This is a genomic window from Ideonella sp. (assembly GCF_041287625.1).
GTDB lineage: Bacteria > Pseudomonadota > Gammaproteobacteria > Burkholderiales > Burkholderiaceae_C > Ideonella.
Map to the genome: position 1 here is coordinate 331875 of NZ_JBGGNH010000027.1, position 15752 is coordinate 347626.

14 protein-coding genes and 3 tRNA genes are annotated in these 15752 nt (G+C 68.4%); 14 read left to right on the top strand and 3 right to left on the bottom strand.

Features of this window, described 5'->3' with window-relative positions:
* Positions 1-69 precede the first annotated feature (69 nt).
* Complete coding sequence (gene rpe, locus ACAH41_RS11410) at positions 70-756, top strand: ribulose-phosphate 3-epimerase (protein ID WP_325654578.1); 687 nt, start codon at positions 70-72, stop codon at positions 754-756.
* 7 nt (positions 757-763) lie between these two features.
* On the opposite strand, the gene ACAH41_RS11415 is transcribed toward rpe, so the two are convergent.
* On the bottom strand, positions 764-1747 hold the full coding sequence (locus ACAH41_RS11415; protein ID WP_325654579.1) for a DMT family transporter: 984 nt from the start codon (positions 1745-1747) through the stop codon (positions 764-766).
* Between the two features lie 137 nt (positions 1748-1884).
* On the opposite strand from ACAH41_RS11415, the gene ACAH41_RS11420 reads away from it, so the two are divergent.
* A complete protein-coding gene (locus ACAH41_RS11420; protein ID WP_325654580.1) occupies positions 1885-2760 on the top strand; it encodes a LysR family transcriptional regulator in 876 nt (291 codons plus the stop codon).
* A 46-nt stretch (positions 2761-2806) separates the two neighbouring features.
* Entirely contained in the window at positions 2807-3466 is a 660-nt protein-coding gene (gph, locus tag ACAH41_RS11425) for a phosphoglycolate phosphatase (protein ID WP_325654603.1), read from the top strand.
* Positions 3467-3477: 11 nt separating this feature from the next.
* Here gph and ACAH41_RS11430 read toward each other — a convergent pair whose 3' ends face one another.
* A complete protein-coding gene (locus ACAH41_RS11430; protein WP_325654581.1) occupies positions 3478-4371 on the bottom strand; it encodes a TonB family protein in 894 nt (297 codons plus the stop codon).
* A gap of 633 nt (positions 4372-5004) precedes the next feature.
* Here ACAH41_RS11430 and trpE point away from each other — a divergent pair.
* A complete protein-coding gene (gene trpE / locus ACAH41_RS11435; RefSeq protein WP_325654583.1) occupies positions 5005-6480 on the top strand; it encodes an anthranilate synthase component I in 1476 nt (491 codons plus the stop codon).
* A gap of 188 nt (positions 6481-6668) precedes the next feature.
* Entirely contained in the window at positions 6669-7667 is a 999-nt protein-coding gene (locus ACAH41_RS11440) for an AraC family transcriptional regulator ligand-binding domain-containing protein (RefSeq protein ID WP_325654584.1), read from the top strand.
* 161 nt (positions 7668-7828) lie between these two features.
* Here the strand turns inward: ACAH41_RS11440 and ACAH41_RS11445 are convergent, their stop codons facing one another.
* On the bottom strand, positions 7829-10372 hold the full coding sequence (locus tag ACAH41_RS11445) for a DEAD/DEAH box helicase (RefSeq protein WP_325654586.1): 2544 nt from the start codon (positions 10370-10372) through the stop codon (positions 7829-7831).
* Positions 10373-10703: 331 nt separating this feature from the next.
* Here ACAH41_RS11445 and ACAH41_RS11450 point away from each other — a divergent pair, with 331 nt between their 5' ends.
* The 9 genes from ACAH41_RS11450 to ACAH41_RS11490 form a co-directional block, all read left to right on the top strand.
* Positions 10704-11303, top strand: a complete 600-nt coding sequence (locus ACAH41_RS11450) for an aminodeoxychorismate/anthranilate synthase component II (protein ID WP_325654588.1) — start codon at positions 10704-10706, stop codon at positions 11301-11303.
* Entirely contained in the window at positions 11300-12337 is a 1038-nt protein-coding gene (gene ltaE, locus ACAH41_RS11455; protein WP_325654590.1) for a low-specificity L-threonine aldolase, read from the top strand. Before ACAH41_RS11450 ends, ltaE begins: the two co-directional genes overlap by 4 nt.
* Positions 12338-12350: 13 nt before the next feature.
* Complete coding sequence (gene trpD, locus ACAH41_RS11460) at positions 12351-13388, top strand: anthranilate phosphoribosyltransferase (protein ID WP_325654592.1); 1038 nt, start codon at positions 12351-12353, stop codon at positions 13386-13388.
* A 112-nt stretch (positions 13389-13500) separates the two neighbouring features.
* Complete coding sequence (trpC, locus tag ACAH41_RS11465; protein WP_325654604.1) at positions 13501-14301, top strand: indole-3-glycerol phosphate synthase TrpC; 801 nt, start codon at positions 13501-13503, stop codon at positions 14299-14301.
* Between the two features lie 5 nt (positions 14302-14306).
* Entirely contained in the window at positions 14307-15041 is a 735-nt protein-coding gene (locus ACAH41_RS11470; RefSeq protein ID WP_325654594.1) for a uracil-DNA glycosylase, read from the top strand.
* Positions 15042-15151: 110 nt separating this feature from the next.
* A tRNA-Tyr gene (locus tag ACAH41_RS11475) sits at positions 15152-15236 on the top strand.
* 29 nt (positions 15237-15265) lie between these two features.
* A tRNA-Gly gene (locus tag ACAH41_RS11480) sits at positions 15266-15339 on the top strand.
* A 149-nt stretch (positions 15340-15488) separates the two neighbouring features.
* Positions 15489-15563 (top strand) — tRNA-Thr (locus ACAH41_RS11485).
* Between the two features lie 48 nt (positions 15564-15611).
* A partial coding sequence (locus ACAH41_RS11490; protein ID WP_310625867.1) for a GTP-binding protein occupies positions 15612-15752 on the top strand: 141 nt, incomplete at its 3' end.

The following is a 15752-nucleotide window of genomic DNA, read 5'->3' on the forward strand; positions in this document are numbered from 1 at the left end:
AATCCTAGCAAGCCCTCCTAAAATTCCCGGTTTTCCTCGTCAGGCCACGGCTTTTTGCCGCTCAATTCCATGTCCAGCAAGACCTTCCGCATCGCGCCCAGCATCCTGTCCGCCGACTTTGCCCGCCTGGGCGAGGAGGTGCGCAACGTGCTCGCCGCCGGTGCCGACTGGATCCACTTCGACGTGATGGACAACCACTACGTGCCGAACCTGACCTTCGGCCCGATGGTCTGCGAAGCGCTGAAAAAACACGCCGTGAAGCCCGACGGCACGCCCGCGCCGATCGACGTGCACCTGATGGTGCAGCCGGTGGACGCGCTGGCCCAGGCCTTTGCCAAGGCGGGCGCCGACATCATCACCTTCCACCCCGATGCCGCCACCCACGTGGACCGCACGCTGCAGCTGATCAAGGCCGAAGGCTGCCAGGCCGGCCTGGTGTTCAACCCGGCGGCCGGCGTCGACGTGCTGGAGTGGGTCATCGACAAGGTTGACGTGGTGTTGCTGATGAGCGTGAACCCCGGCTTCGGCGGCCAGAGCTTCATCGAGAACACGCTGCGCAAGGCCGAGCAGGTGCGCAAGATCATCGACGCCTCCGGCAGGGACATCCGCCTGGAGATCGACGGCGGCGTGAAGGTCGACAACATCCGCCGCATCGCCGACGCGGGCGCCGACACCTTCGTGGCCGGCAGCGCGATCTTCGGCAAGCCGGACTACAGGGCCGTGATCGACCAGATGCGGGCCGAGCTGGCGCGCTGAAGACGGCTCACGGTGCCGCGGTGCACGGCGCGCCGGCCTGACTGGCGCGCGCCCGTGCAGCAGGCGCTGCTGCACTGCGTTGCGCGGCGGTGTGCAGCAGCAGCGCACCGATCACCATCGCCACGCCCAGCAGCTCGCGGGCGCTCGGCACATGGCCCAGCAGCGCACCGAGCAGCAGGGCAGAGACGGGGACCAGGTTCAGGAAGGCCGTGCCGGTGACGGCGCCCAGCGTCTTCACGCCGCGGTTGAAGGCCAGCACTGCGAGCGCCGAGGGCACCAGGCCGATGTAGGCCAGCGGCAGTGCGTGGTCCGCCACCAGTGCCAGCGTGGGCCAGCGGCTCCAGCCCAGCAGGCTGCTCAGCACCGCGGCGGCCAGCAGCAGCGGCCAGGCGGCCACGGCTGTCCAGGTGCTGAAGGTCAGCACGTCCAGCCGGGCCCAGCGGGCGCTGCCGCGGGTGTAGGCAATCCAGCCCAGCGTGCCGACCCAGGCGGCCAGGTCGCCGCGCCATGTCGTTGTGGTGACGCTGGGGCTGCCGGTCTCCTGTTGCAGGCCCACCCCGGCGACGATGCACACGCCCAGCAGCGCCAGCGCGGTCCCGAACAAGGTGCTGCGCGTGGGGGCCACGCCGTCCCGCCACCAGCGCACCATCTGCGTGGTGATGGGCATGGTGGCCATGATGACCGCGCCATGCGAAGGCTGCGAATGCGCCAGGCCCCACAGCACCAGCACGCTGAAGAAGCCGAAGCCAGCCAGCCCCATCCGCGCGAAGGGCAGGGCGTCCGCCCGCAGGCTGGCCAGCGGCAGCGGGCCGCGCAGCCGCAGCAGGGCCAGCAGCACCAGCGTGGCGCCGGTGTAGCGCAGCAGCGTGAACCAGGCAGGATCCAGCTCGCGCAGCAGCGGCTTGCCGACCAGGAACAGGCTGCCCCAGGCGACGGTGGCGAAGACCAGGCTCAGCATGGCCGAACTGCGGGAGGTCTGGGTGGTGTCCATGGGGATGTGCCTTCTGCGATCAAACGATGGACTGCAGTCTGGGCGGCCTTCGCATGCGCATCCATTTGCATGTTTGGATCGGGTGTTCGGCCAAAGCGAACGGACAGCGCGGCGGCCCGTCCGTACCATCGCTGACCATGGAGCTTTACCAACTCAAGACCTTTGTCGCGGTGGCCCGCGAGGGCAACCTGACGCGCGCCGCCGAGCGGGTCTTCACCAGCCCGCCGGCCGTCAGCGCGCAGCTCAAGGCGCTGGAGGACGAGCTGGGCGTCAAGCTGTTCGACCGCTCGGCCCGCGGCATGACGCTGACCGAACCCGGCCAGCGCCTGCTGGACGAGGCCGAGCGCACGCTGGCCGCCGCCGGCCGCATGCGCAGCGCTGCGGCGCAACTGCGCGGCGAGGTGCAGGGCGTTGTGCGCATGGGCACCGTGAGCGACCCGGTGGCGCTGCGCCTGGGCGACGCGCTGGTGCGGCTGGCCGAGCGGCACCCGCAGGTCTCGCTGCAGCTCAGCCAGGGCCTGTCGGCCGACCTGCTGCTGCAGGTGCAGCGCGGCGAGTTGGACGCGGCCTACGCGATGACCGACCTGGAGAGCATGGCCGGGCTGGAGATCCAGCGCCTGGGGCCGGCCGAGCTGGTGGTGGGCCTGCCCATGGGGCTTGCCGACGCCGCGCCCAGCCTGCAGGCGCTGGTCGCGCTGCCCTGGGTCGGCACGCCGCCCACCTGCACCTTGCGCCAGCACCAGGAGCAACTGTTCGCCGCGGGCGGTGGCGTCTACCGGCCCGGTGCAATGGCCGACACCGAAGGGGCCGTGCGCAGCATGGTGGCCAGCGGCCTGGGCGCAGGCATCGTGCGGCGCGACCAGGCTGAGGAAGCGCAGCGCCGCGGTGAGCTGGTCATCTGGCCCGGCTGGCAGGGCCGCACCTGGATCTGCTGGGCCTCGCGGCCGGCGGGGCAGGTGGCGCCCGCGGTGCAGGCCGTGGGCGCGGTGGTGCGCGAGGTGTGGAGCGCTTGAGCGGGGACAATGCCCGCTTCGACTCTGCTTGCCGAATGTGAACGCACTGCCCTTGCGCCCCCGCGATTTCGACGCCGCCATCGTGGACCTGGACGGCACGATGGTGGACACGCTGGGTGATTTCGACCTGGCGCTGAACCGCATGCTCGCCGAGCTGGGCCTGGCGTCGGTCGGCCGCCCGTTCATCGAGCGCACGGTGGGCCAGGGCTCGGAACATTTGATCCGCTGCACGCTGGCCGAGGTCGGCGCGCCGGCTGCGCTTTACGAGGGGGGCTGGGCGGCTTATCAACGCCACTACGACACCGTCAACGGCGAGGCGGCCGAGGTCTATGCCGGCGTGGTCCACGGCCTTGCTGCAATGCGCGCGGCGGGTTGGCGCCTGGCCTGCCTGACCAACAAGCCGGGTGTGTTTGCCACGCAGCTGCTGGCCCGCAAAGGCCTGGCGCCTTTTTTCGAACTGACTTTTGGCGGCGACGCGTTCGAGCGCAAGAAGCCGGATCCTCTGCCGCTGCAAAAGACCTGCGAGGCGCTGGGCACGCTGCCGGCGCGCACGCTGATGGTGGGCGACTCGCGCAACGACGCGCAGGCCGCGCGTGCGGCAGGTTGCCCTGTCGTGCTGGTGCGCTACGGCTACAACCACGGCGAGCCGGCCGAAAGCGCCGCGCCGGATGCCGTGGTGGACAGCCTGGTCGAACTGCTGCGCTGAGCGGATGCGCTTCAGCTGTCCAGGTCGAACCCGAAATTCAGGATTGCGGTTGTCGGGCGGCGGATGGGCTGGAAGCGCATCGCCCGCACCGCTTCCATCGCCGGCTGGTCCAGCCGCGGGTTGCTGCTTTGCACCACGTTGGTCTCGGTGACCTCGCCAGCGTTGTTCACGTCGATGCGGATCTGAACCGTGCCTTTGCGCAGCCGGCGCATCAGCGAATCCGGGAACTGCGGTTCACGGCCGTTCAGGATGACCAGTTGCACGGGGCTCAGGTCTTCGACCGGGGCCGGTGGCGGCGGCGCGGGCGGCTTGGCCACCGGCGGCGCGACGCTGGGCGTGGCCAGCGCCACGGCCTGTTCGGCCGGCGCGGTCGCGGTCGGCGCAGGCGCCGGGCCCGCCGCGGGAGGGCCGCCGCTGGCGCCGGGGTTGCTGGTGGCCAGCTGCGCGCCGGTGGCGAGCGAGACCGGGCCGTCTCCCAGGGGCGGGCTGGCCTTGGCCTGCGGGGCCACGGCAGCAGCCGCTGTTGCCGTGGCGGGCGTGTGGTTGAGGCCGGCGTCCTTGGGGATGTCCTTGGCCGGTTCCTTGGTGGCCACGGCCGGTGCGGCGGGCGGGGCCACTGGCGCCGGGGGGCGCGCGGGCGCAGGCGACGGGGCCTTGGCGGTTTCCTTCGCCGGCTCCTTGGCCGGCTCGGCGTGCATCTTGATCCAGTACATCGGCCGTGCGGCTTCGCGCTTGACGCGGTCGCTCAGCTCGAAGCCTGGCGGTGGCGCAAGGTCGTCGTCGGCGGGGGCAGATGCCGCAGCGGCGGTTTTGGCAGGGGTGGCCGGTTTGGCCGTCTGGGCGACAGCAGGCAGGCCTGCCAGCAATGCCACCGACAGGCAGGTCACAACGACAGCAGAGTCCATCTTTGTTATTCAGCCAACGGGCCGGCCGCGGAGATCGTCCGCGGCGCAGCAGGTTCAAGAAACGGCCGGGGTGGGGCCGACAACTCGGGAGGCCGGCAAGCCGGCAGGGCCAGGGTAGCCAGATGCCCAGCAGCGCGGCGAAAGATTCAGGTTCAGGAAGGGTGCGGGTCTCCGTTCTGGCATGGATCATGACTGGCGCGCCGATGCGAGGCGGCCAGCCTGGGATGCGCATGAACGCTTTGCGGGCCGCTTTGTGAGCGACTGTGACAGCCAGTGTCGCAAAGCGCTTCGCGGCCTGTCCATGCGGACGGACCCGCGTCAGACGCCCGCCCGCGTGGCGGTTCAGCCCCGGTTCGCGCCGGGGGCACTGCTACACTTTGCCCCATGTTCACCTCGCGCAAATGGATGGCGTCGTCTCACGACCGGGGAGCCTGGCCCTGGCGCCGCTCGACCTGAGCCTCGTTTGCCGTTGCCCGGTCTGCATTTCGCAGCCGGCTCCCTGGGCGGTGCGTGTGCACCGTCTCGCCACCTCGGCCCAAGTCTTAGCACGTATCGTTCCAATCGCTTGCATTGGGTCACGTGCGCGCATGCGGTGTTCGCACGCACGAGCTGGGCAGCCAGGAGAACTGATCCGTGATCACTGAACTTGAATTCAAGAGCCTCGCCGCAGAGGGCCACAACCGCATCGCGCTGATTGCGGAAGCCTTTGCCGACCTCGAAACGCCGCTGTCGCTGTACCTGAAACTGGCCGGTGGCCTGGCCAACAGCTTCCTGCTGGAATCGGTCGTGGGCGGCGAGCGTTTCGGCCGCTACTCCTTCATTGGCCTGCCGGCGCGCACGCTGCTGCGCGCCACCGGCCAGCGCACCGAAGTGGTGACGGATGGCGAAGTCATGGAGGTGCACGAAGGCAATCCGCTGGACTTCATCGCCAGCTACCAGCAGCGCTTCAGGCCGGCGCTGCGACCCGGCCTGCCGCGCTTCTGCGGCGGCCTGGCCGGCTACTTCGGCTACGACACGGTGCGCTTCATCGAGAAGAAGCTGGCCGACACCACCAAGCCTGGCGGGCTGGACACGCCCGACATCCTGCTGCTGCAGACCGAGGAACTGGCGGTCATCGACAACCTCTCGGGCCGGCTGTACCTGATCGTCTGGGCCGACCCGTCCAAGCCCGAGGCCTATTTCAAGGCCAAGAAGCGGCTGGGCGAGCTGGCCGACAAGCTCAAATACAGCGTCACCGCGCCGCCGGTCAAGCGCGGCCCGAGCTACGCGGTGGAACGCGAGTTCGACAAGGCCGACTACCTGGCCGCGGTGCTGAAGGCCAAGGAATACATCGCCGCTGGCGACATGATGCAGGTGCAGATCGGCCAGCGCCTGAAGAAACGCTACACCGAGAGCCCGCTGAGCCTGTACCGCGCGCTGCGTTCGCTGAACCCGTCTCCGTACATGTATTTCTATGACATGGGCGACTTCCAGATCGTCGGCGCGTCACCCGAGATCCTGGTGCGCCACGAGCACAGCGAGCAGGGCGAGAAGATCGTGATCCGGCCGATTGCCGGCACCCGCCCGCGCGGCGCCACGCCCGAGCTGGACCAGGCGCTGGAGACCGAGCTGGTCAATGACCCGAAGGAGCGCGCCGAGCACGTGATGCTGATCGACCTGGCACGCAACGACATCGGCCGCATCGCCAAGACCGGCTCGGTCAAGGTCACCGAGGCCTTCGTGGTGGAGCGCTATTCGCATGTGATGCACCTGGTCAGCCACGTCGAAGGCTTGCTGAAGGACGGCATGAGCAACCTGGACGTGCTGCGCGCCAGCTTCCCGGCTGGCACGCTGACCGGGGCGCCGAAGATCCGCGCGATGGAGATCATCGACGAGCTGGAGCCGGTCAAGCGCGGCATCTATGGCGGCGCCTGCGGTTACCTCAGCTTTGCCGGCGACATGGACGTGGCGATCGCGATCCGTACCGGCATCGTCCAGCGCAACACGCTGTACGTGCAGGCGGCCGCCGGCGTGGTGGCCGACTCGGTGCCCGAGATGGAATGGCAGGAGACCGAGGCCAAGGCGCGCGCGCTGATCCGCGCGGCGGAATTGGTGGAAGAGGGCTTCTGAGCGCCCTGTGCACCCTGTCACGGCGCCCGGGTTCCTTCGCATGGGCGTGCGCTGACGCTTCGGGTATGGTTGCGACTTGCAACCGCACGATCGTGCTTTTTTACGCGCCACCCTGAAAAGGGGGCGTATTGCGCGTGTTTGAAGCCAGCAGTCAGCCGTTCACCCGCCCCGCCCGCTCCGGAGGGGGCATGAACACCATTCCATTGCGCCAGCTCAGCGCCTACCGGGCCATGCGCGATGGTTTTTCGCGTTTCGGCATGGACCTGGACATGCTGCTGATGGCCGCTGGGCGCCTGCGGTCGCTGGATGAGGTGCTGCCGCTGATGGACTTGGCGGACCTCTTCGACATGGCCTGGCGCGCCGCCGTGGCACACACCGGCGACCCGGCCATCGGCCTGAAGATGACACCCCGCCAGCCCATGCTGGGCTTGGGCGGCATGGCCCACCTGGTGCTGGCGGCCGAAGACGTGCGCTGCGCCTTGCAGCAGTTCTCGCGCTTCACCGGCGTGATCTCTCCCACCACCTCGGTGGGGCTGGAGCTGGGCGCCGAGCGCTGCCGTGTCACGCTGCGGGTGTCGCCCGGCCACCAGCCCGTGGCGCAGCAGCGCTATGACTTCATGGCAGCCACCTTGATGCACGGTTTTTTGTGGGTCTGCGGCCAGCAGGTCCAGCCCACGGCGGTGGACCACCCGTTTCCGGCGCCTGCCGACCCTTCGCCCTGGCTTGAGGCCTTTGGCGCGCCGGTGCATTTCGGCGCGTCCGAGTTTGCGTTGGAGTTTCCGCCCAGCATCCTGAGCCTGCCCGTGCCCACTGCCGATCCCTCCATTGCCGACCTGAGCGAACGCCTCGCCACCCGGCTGCTGGAACAGCAGGGCGGCAGCCTGGTGGCGCAGGTGCGGCAGGTGGTGAGCCGGCTGCTCGCACGCGGCGACCCGCGGCGCGAGCAGGTGGCGGGCGCGCTGTGCATGAGTGAACGCACGCTGCAGCGCCGCCTGAACGAGGCTGGCACCAGTTTCCACGAACTGGTGGACGAGACCCGGCGCGAGTTGGCCCAGCGCTTTCTGGACAGCGGTGGTGCCACGCCCACCGAGATGAGTTTCGCGCTCGGCTTCTCCGACCCCAGCAATTTCTACCGAGCCTGCAAGCGCTGGTTTGGTCGCGGCCCGGGCGATTACCGGCCTTCCTGACGCGCCAAAGCGTGGGTTGGATGCGGCCCCTGCAGTTTGCCGCACCGTCGCTTTCCTGTGCCTTCCCCCTGGTCCGAAGGTAGGCTGGGGCATGCCATTCTTCGTCGGCTTCGAGCAGTTTGGCGTGCGCGCACTGAGCCGCTGCGTCGGACAGCGCCGCGTCACCGCAACCAGGGCTCGAACGCCTTGGCCAAGCGTTGCAGCACGGCGGTGTCGGGCAAGGGCAGGCGGACGCTGGCCTGGCCGCTGACCGGATCGCGTTCGATCGTGATGGGCGCGGCGCCAGGCGCTGCGCCCGCGGCTGCACGCGACGTTGCCAGCCCCTGCAACAGTGCGGCGCCGGCTTCGAGGATGGCGGCCCAGGGATCGGCCGGTTCGGCGCGCGAGGGTTGCCCCACGGCTGCTGGCGCCGTCGCCAGCGTGGGTTCGGCCATCCCGGTGCTTTCCGCAAGCACGCCCACCGCGTCGCCGGCTGGCGACGGTTCGACCGTGGCCGAGCGGGTGGCGTTGGTGTCGGTTGCAAGGGGCGGCTCCGCGGCAGGGTCCCCGTCGGCCTCGCCCATCGCGCCGGCCACCTGCTCCACGCTCTCCATGAACTTGGAAAGGCGGGTGCCCTGCAGGAACACTTCTCGCTCGCCGCCATCCAGCACGCCTGCGAACAGCGACTTCTTGAACGCCAGCACCGAGAGCATGCCTTCCTCGATGCTGCCCTGGCCGACGAAGTTGACCACCTGTACACCGCGCGACTGGCCCATGCGGTGCACACGGCCGATGCGCTGCTCCAGCACCGCCGGGTTCCAAGGCATGTCCATGTTGACCACCACGGCCGCGGCGTGCTGCAGGTTCAGGCCCACGCCGCCGGCGTCGGTGGAAAGGAACAGCCGGCAATTCGGATCGTTGTGGAATTGTTCGACCAGTGCGCCACGCTTGTCGCCTGGCACGCTGCCGCTGAAAAGCACGTGGCCCCAGGCGCGCTGGCCTTCACCTTTGCGCTTGCGACTGGCCAGGCGGCGCACGATCAACTCATGCGTGCCCAGCCACTGGCTGAAGACCACGGCCTTGGCGGATGGGTCTTCGAGCAGTTCATCAAGCAGTGTCATCAACTCGTCGACCTTGTGGCCGTGGTCGGTCTCGTGGTCGAGCAGCCAGGTGCTGTTGCAGGCCATGCGCATGTTCTGCAAGGCGCATTGCAGGCGACGCTGGTCGGCGTCCGACAGGTAACCCGTCTTGCGCCAGCGTGAGACGATGCGCGTGACGACGCCGCCGTTCTCGTCGTGATGCGCGCGTTGCTCGGGCGTCAGCGGCACGAAGATGCGCTGGTCCACCCGCTCGGGCAGTTGTGCCAGCACTTCGGCCTTGCGCCGGCGCAGCATCACCGGCGCCAAGGTCTGGCCGATGCGGTCCAGCGCGCGGTAGCCGATCACGCGGCCGGTGTCGTCGCGCGACTGGTGCTCGTCGAGCAGCCGCCAGGTGGGCCCCAGCCGGTGCTGGTCGACGAACTGCACGATGGAGATCAGTTCCTCCAGTCGGTTCTCCAGCGGCGTGCCGGTCAGCACCAGGGCATACGGGCTGGTGATGCGCTTGAGCGCGCGAGCGGCGACGGTGTTCCAGTTCTTGATGCGTTGCGCCTCGTCGGCGATCACGAGTTCGGGTGCCCAGGCTTCGATCAGGTCGGCATCGCGCGCCAGGGTCTCGTAGTGGGTGATCTTGCAGAAAGCGTCTTCGCGGTATTGCAGCTGCCGCTGCGCGCGCAATCCGTGGACCACCTGGGCCTCACGCTCGGAGAAGCGCGCGAACTCGTTTTTCCACTGGTGCTTGAGCGACGTGGGGCAGACCACCAGCACGCGTTGCACGCCGAAGTGGCGGGCGAACAGCTCGGCCGCAGCGACGGCCTGAATCGTCTTGCCCAGGCCCATCTCGTCGCCAATCAGCGCCCGGCCGGCGCGCGCGGCGAACAGCGCGCCCTCTGCCTGGTACGGGTAGAGCCTGACCTTCAGCAGCTTGGCGAGCGCCTTGTCCTTGGCGGCTTTCGGGTAGGCCTCGGCCAGGGCCGCTTGACGCCGCTCGCCGTCGCGGATCTGGGCGATGAACTGCCAGACATCGTCATGGCAGCGCAGCTCGTGGCCGCCTTCCCGCGCGGCACCCACCAATGCATCGAGTCCGTCAAGTCGGTCCCTGGGCAAGGCCCAGCCGGCGGTCGCATCGAACAGTTCCCGTGCGCGTGCCAGCAGCGCGGGTGGGCAAAGCTTCCCGGCCCGGAAACGCACCTGGCGCTGGCCCGCGTAGTCCAGCCATATCTCGCTGAACCCGGGCTGAAATCCCCTGGCCAGTGCAGCCTTGCCGCCGCGCCTGGCCTCCAGCTTGGCGAGCGTGAACTCGATGTGCTTGCAGGTGCCCAGGTCGTTGGTGGCGAAGTCCGGGCAGGTGCAGAAGTTCTGGCCCAGCGCACGGCCTCGAATCGCCACACGGTAGCGGGTGCCGCTGGCTGGGTTGTGCACGCGGAAGTCCGAGAACACAGGGTCGGCACCCAGGTTCTCCAGGCCGAAGCGCTGCTCGCGGCCGAACTGGCGCCGCAACGCGGTCTGCCAGTCGGCGACGGCTGTCTCGGGCGGGCGGCGCGTGCGCGACAGGCGCGGCTCGGCCGCAGGGCTCGCTCGGCCTTTGGCGGACTTGGCGGGCAATTTGCGGGCGGTGGGTGTTGGCATGGCGGGTGCGCGGCTTCGCAGGCGGTGAGGTTGTGGCCAAGATTCTCGCTTGCCACGCAGCAGCAGCGCGAAGGCGCTGGACGAGGCGTGGGCCTGAAGGGCGGCCATAATCAACCCATGTTCGCGAAGCCCCTTTCCTCGGCGGCGCTCTTCGGTTGGCGTTGGCGCAAGCCATCAGCCTGACCGACCTATTGCGCCCGCACGGGCGCCTCAGCTCCCCACCCAGCACATCGCGCCGGCCACGCCAGCGACAGGAAAAGCGGGTCTCAAAGCGGGTATGAAACGTGGGTGACGAACAAACACCCAATGTAATCAATGGGATAGAGCACATATGCTGCTGATGATCGACAACTACGACTCGTTCACCTTCAACCTGGTGCAGTACTTTGCCGAGCTGGGCCAGGAGGTGAAGGTCTACCGCAATGACGAGATCACGCTGGAAGGCATTGCCGGGCTGAAGCCCGCGATGCTGGTGCTCTCGCCCGGCCCCTGCTCGCCGGCCGAAGCCGGCATCTGCGTCCCCGCCATTCGCCACTTCATCGGCAAGCTGCCCATCCTGGGCGTGTGCCTGGGCCACCAGAGCATTGGCGCCGCTTTGGGCGGCAAGATCGTGCGGGCGCAAAAGCAGATGCACGGCAAGACCAGCCGGTTGCACACCGACGGCCGCGGCGTCTACGACGGCCTGCCGGAAGAGTTCACGGTGATCCGCTACCACTCGCTGGCGATCGAACGCGAGAGCCTGCCGGCCGAGCTGGAGATCAGTGCCACCTCCGACGACGGCGAGATCATGGGCGTGCGCCACCGCGAGCTGGCCGGCAGCGCCGCGCCGCTGGAAGGCGTGCAGTTCCACCCGGAATCGGTGCTGTCCGAACACGGCCACGCGATGCTGCGCAATTTCATCCAGATGAGCCGCGTCAGGGTGGCGGCATGATCGATTTGAGAAGCGACACGGTCACACAACCCACTGCGGCGATGCGCGAGGCGATGGCCGGCGCTGAAGTTGGCGACGATGTGTTTGGCGACGATCCAACGGTGAATGCCTTGCAGGCGCGCTTGGCCGAGATGCTGGGGTTCGAGGCCGGCCTGTTCATGGCCAGCGGCACGCAGAGCAACCTGTGCGGGCTGATGGCGCATTGCCAGCGCGGCGACGAATACATCGTCGGCCAGATGGCCCACACCTACCGCTGGGAAGGTGGTGGCGCCGCGGTGCTGGGCAGCATCCAGCCGCAACCACTGGACCACCAGCCTGATGGCACGCTGGCGCTGGCCGACATTGCAGCGGCCATCAAGCCCGACGACGCGCACTTCGCGCGCAGCCGTCTGCTGGCGCTGGAGAACACCATCGGCGGCAAGGTGATGCCGATGGCCTACCTGCGCGACGCCACGGCACTGGCGCGCGAGCGCGGCCTGGCCTGTCACCTGGACGGCGCGCGGCTGTTCAATGCCGCGGTAGCCACGGCGGGCGAGGCCGGCGATGCCCGCGCGGCTGCACGTCAGATCGCCGGCCTGTTCGACAGCGTTTCGGTCTGCTTCAGCAAGGGCCTGGGCGCGCCCATCGGCTCGATGCTGTGCGGCTCGCAGGCGTTCATATCCCGGGCGCACCGCTGGCGCAAGATGACCGGCGGCGGGCTGCGGCAGGTCGGCGTGCTGGCCGCGGCGGCGAACCATGCGCTGGACCACCACATCGACCGCTTGGCCGAGGACCATGCCCATGCGCGCCTGCTGGCCGAAGGGCTGGCCGGGTTGCCGGGTGTCAGCGTCACCGCGCCGCAGACCAACATCGTGTTTGTCGAGCTGGTGCCGGAACTGGCGCGGCGCGGCGGGCGTGGCGTGGTTGAGCGCCTGGCCGAGCGTGGCCTGCGCTGCACCGGGCTGTACCAGCAGCTGCGTTTTGTCACGCACCTGGACGTGAGCCGCGAACAGATCACTCAGGCGATTGCCGTCCTGCGCGAGACCTTGCACTGAACCGGATTCCGCCATGAGCATCAGCAACACCGACGCGCTGACCCGCGTCATCGAGCACCGCGAAATCTTCCACGACGAGATGCTGACGCTGATGCGCCGCATCATGAGTGGCGAGATGTCGCCGGTGATGATCGCGGCCTTTGCCGTCGGCCTGCGCGTGAAGAAGGAGTCGATCGGTGAGATCGCCGCCGCGGCGCAGGTGATGCGGGAATTCGCCACGCTGGTGCCGGTGGCCGACCGCACCGGCCTGGTCGACATCGTCGGCACCGGCGGCGACAGCTCGCACACCTTCAACATCTCCACCGCGTCGACCTTCGTGGCTGCCGCTGCGGGTGCGCGCGTGGCCAAGCATGGCGGGCGCAGCGTGTCGTCCACCTCCGGCAGCGCCGACGTGGTCGAGGCGCTGGGGGCCTTCATCGGCCTGTCGCCGCAGCAGGTTGCCGAATGCCTGGAAGAGTGCGGCATCGCCTTCATGTTCGCACCCAACCACCATGCCTCGATGAAGCATGCCGCGCCGGTGCGCAAGGAGTTGGGCGTGCGCACCATCTTCAACATCCTGGGCCCGTTGACCAACCCGGCTGGCGCGCCGAACCAGCTGATGGGCGTGTTCCACCCGGACCTGGTCGGCATCCAGGTGCGCGTGCTGCAGCGCCTGCAGGCCGAGCACGTGATGGTGGTCTACGGCATGAATGGCATGGACGAGATCTCGCTGTCGGGCGAGACCATGGTCGGCGAGCTGAAGGACGGCGAGGTGCGCGAGTACACGGTGCATCCCGCCGATTTCGGCCTGCCGGTCTATGACAGCCGCGTGCTGCGCGTGGCCAACCAGGCCGAATCGGTGGCCTGCATCCAGCGCGCGCTGGGCAATGAGGACGGACCGGTGCGCGACATCGTGCTGCTGAACGCCGGTGCCGCGCTGTATTGCGCGAACGTGGCGCGCACGGTGGCGGAAGGCGTGCAGCGTGCGCGGGAGGCGGTGGCGTCCGGTGCGGCCAAGGCCAAGCTGGAAGAGTTCATCGCCGTGACCAACCGGTTTCGGCCTGCAGCATGATGCACCGCATGAGCCAGCAGTCTCCGCGGGCCGCAGCGCCGGGCCGCTCCAAGCAAGGCCCGATCCTCTCGGAGGGTCAATTGCAGCACTCGGCAATCGGGGAGTTGACATGATCCCGGACATCCTGCGGCGCATCGTCGATGTGAAGTACGAAGAGGTGGCCGCGGGGCGCGCGAAGCGTTCGCTGGCCAGCCTGCGCGACGAGGCCGAGCAGCGGCGCGGCGAGCGCCGCGGCTTCGAGGGCGCGCTGCGTGCCAAGCTGGCCAGCCGACAGGCGGCGGTGATCGCCGAGGTCAAGAAGGCCAGCCCGAGCAAAGGCGTGCTGCGCGAGCATTTCATGCCGGCCGAGATCGCGCAGAGCTATGCGGCACACGGCGCGGCCTGCCTCAGCGTGCTGACCGATGCGCAGTTCTTCCAGGGCTGCACGGCCTATCTGCAGCAGGCGCGTGCCGCCTGCAAGCTGCCGGTGCTGCGCAAGGACTTCATGGTCGACGAATACCAGGTGATGGAAGCCGGCGCGATGGGCGCGGACTGCATCCTGCTGATCGCCGCCTGCCTGAGTGACGGACAGATGGTCGACCTGGAAGCAGCGGCGATGGCGCTGGGGCTGGACGTGCTGGTCGAAGTGCACGACGCGCAGGAACTGGCGCGGGCGCTGAAGCTCCGCACGCCGCTGCTGGGCATCAACAACCGCGACCTGCGCAGCTTCGAGGTCTCGCTGGACGTGACGCTGGATCTGCGGCGCGACGTTCCGGCGGACCGGTTGCTGGTCACCGAATCCGGCATCCTCGGTGCTGCGGACGTGGCGCGCATGCGCGAGGCTGGCGTGTCCAGCTTCCTGGTCGGCGAGGCTTTCATGCGCGCGGCACAGCCTGGCGAGGCGCTGGCCGCGCTGTTCGGCACCTCCGCCTGAACACGATGGGTGATCTTTTTGGCCAAGCCGCGCAGCCTGGCAACCGGCTGACGCGGCCGCTGGACGAACTGCTCGCGGACACCGCGCCCGACTGGCAGCCCGTGGTGCAAGCCTGGCGGGCCAGCGCCGCAGGGCAGGCGCTGGTGGCGCATGTAGACGGCCGCCGCGAGGCTGGTGCGACCATCTACCCCAGCGCACCGCTGCGCGCGCTGGCGTTGACACCGCTGGCAGCGGTCAAGGTGGTGATCCTGGGCCAGGACCCGTACCACGGGCCGGGCCAGGCCGAGGGGCTGTCGTTTTCGGTGCCGCTCGGCGTCAGGCCGCCGCGCAGCCTGGGCAACATCTTTGTCGAACTGCAGCGCGACCTGGGGCTGAAGCCGCCCGGTCACGGCCACTTGCTGAAGTGGGCGCAGCAAGGCGTGTTGCTGCTGAACACCTCGCTGACGGTGGAAGACGGCCAGCCAGCCAGCCATGCCAAGCGAGGCTGGGAGGTGCTGACCGATGCGCTGATCCTGGCGGTTGCCCGCCGTGCAACGCCAACCGTCTTCATGCTGTGGGGCGGCCATGCCCAGGCCAAGGCCGGACTGATTGAGCAGGCTGCGCCAGGCCGCCATCTGTTGCTGCAGGCGAACCATCCTTCGCCGCTGTCGGCTCGCCGGCCGCCGGTGCCTTTCATCGGGTGTGGTCATTTCTCGGCGGCGATGGCCTTGGTGCCGGGGCTGAATTGGTCGCTGGCTTGAGCTGGCCATGCCGCTTGCGTCACCTTGCAGCCGGCTGCGACATTTCCATCTTCGGATTCGCGGTGCGCTTGCTTCGGCCGAGTGATGCGTGCTATAGTGCAAGGCTCTGCGGAGGGGTGGCCGAGTGGTTAAAGGCAGCAGACTGTAAATCTGCCCGCTATGCGTACGCTGGTTCGAATCCAGCCTCCTCCACCAGCAGAGCACAATTCGAGGAACGAATCCCCGCGGGAGTAGTTCAATGGTAGAACCTTAGCCTTCCAAGCTAATGACACGGGTTCGATTCCCGTTTCCCGCTCCAGAAAGCGGGATCGTGGGTGGTGTCGGGCTGGCTCATTGGGCTGGCCGGGTGCCCGGATTGTGTGAGAGTTGTGAGTGATTCGTCGGCACCGGTCTGGGTGTGTCGGGATGTGCAAGTTTCCTGAGATGCGCTTCCAGACCTGTGTCGATGCCCATGTGGCTCAGTGGTAGAGCACTCCCTTGGTAAGGGAGAGGTCGCGCGTTCGATCCGCGCCATGGGCACCACCGCTTTCGATGTCGTTTTTTTGATCTCGACCGCCGCAGGAGCGCAAGATGGCAAAAGGCAAGTTTGAACGGACCAAGCCGCACGTGAACGTGGGCACGATTGGTCACGTGGACCATGGCAAGACGACGCTGACGGCGGCGATCACGACGATTCTGTCGGCCAAGTTCGGTGGCGAGGCGAAGGCCTAC

What these genes read in the sequence shown, in the direction of transcription:
- ACAH41_RS11470 (WP_325654594.1), top strand. Translation starts at nt 14,307, where the DNA reads ATGGGTGATCTTTTTGGCCAAGCCGCGCAGCCTGGCAACCGGCTGACG.
- rpe (WP_325654578.1), top strand. Translation starts at nt 70, where the DNA reads ATGTCCAGCAAGACCTTCCGCATCGCGCCCAGCATCCTGTCCGCCGAC.
- ACAH41_RS11445 (WP_325654586.1), bottom strand. Translation starts at nt 10,372, where the DNA reads ATGCCAACACCCACCGCCCGCAAATTGCCCGCCAAGTCCGCCAAAGGC.
- ACAH41_RS11440 (WP_325654584.1), top strand. Translation starts at nt 6,669, where the DNA reads ATGAACACCATTCCATTGCGCCAGCTCAGCGCCTACCGGGCCATGCGC.
- ltaE (WP_325654590.1), top strand. Translation starts at nt 11,300, where the DNA reads ATGATCGATTTGAGAAGCGACACGGTCACACAACCCACTGCGGCGATG.
- ACAH41_RS11420 (WP_325654580.1), top strand. Translation starts at nt 1,885, where the DNA reads ATGGAGCTTTACCAACTCAAGACCTTTGTCGCGGTGGCCCGCGAGGGC.
- ACAH41_RS11430 (WP_325654581.1), bottom strand. Translation starts at nt 4,371, where the DNA reads ATGGACTCTGCTGTCGTTGTGACCTGCCTGTCGGTGGCATTGCTGGCA.
- trpD (WP_325654592.1), top strand. Translation starts at nt 12,351, where the DNA reads ATGAGCATCAGCAACACCGACGCGCTGACCCGCGTCATCGAGCACCGC.
- ACAH41_RS11450 (WP_325654588.1), top strand. Translation starts at nt 10,704, where the DNA reads ATGCTGCTGATGATCGACAACTACGACTCGTTCACCTTCAACCTGGTG.
- ACAH41_RS11415 (WP_325654579.1), bottom strand. Translation starts at nt 1,747, where the DNA reads ATGGACACCACCCAGACCTCCCGCAGTTCGGCCATGCTGAGCCTGGTC.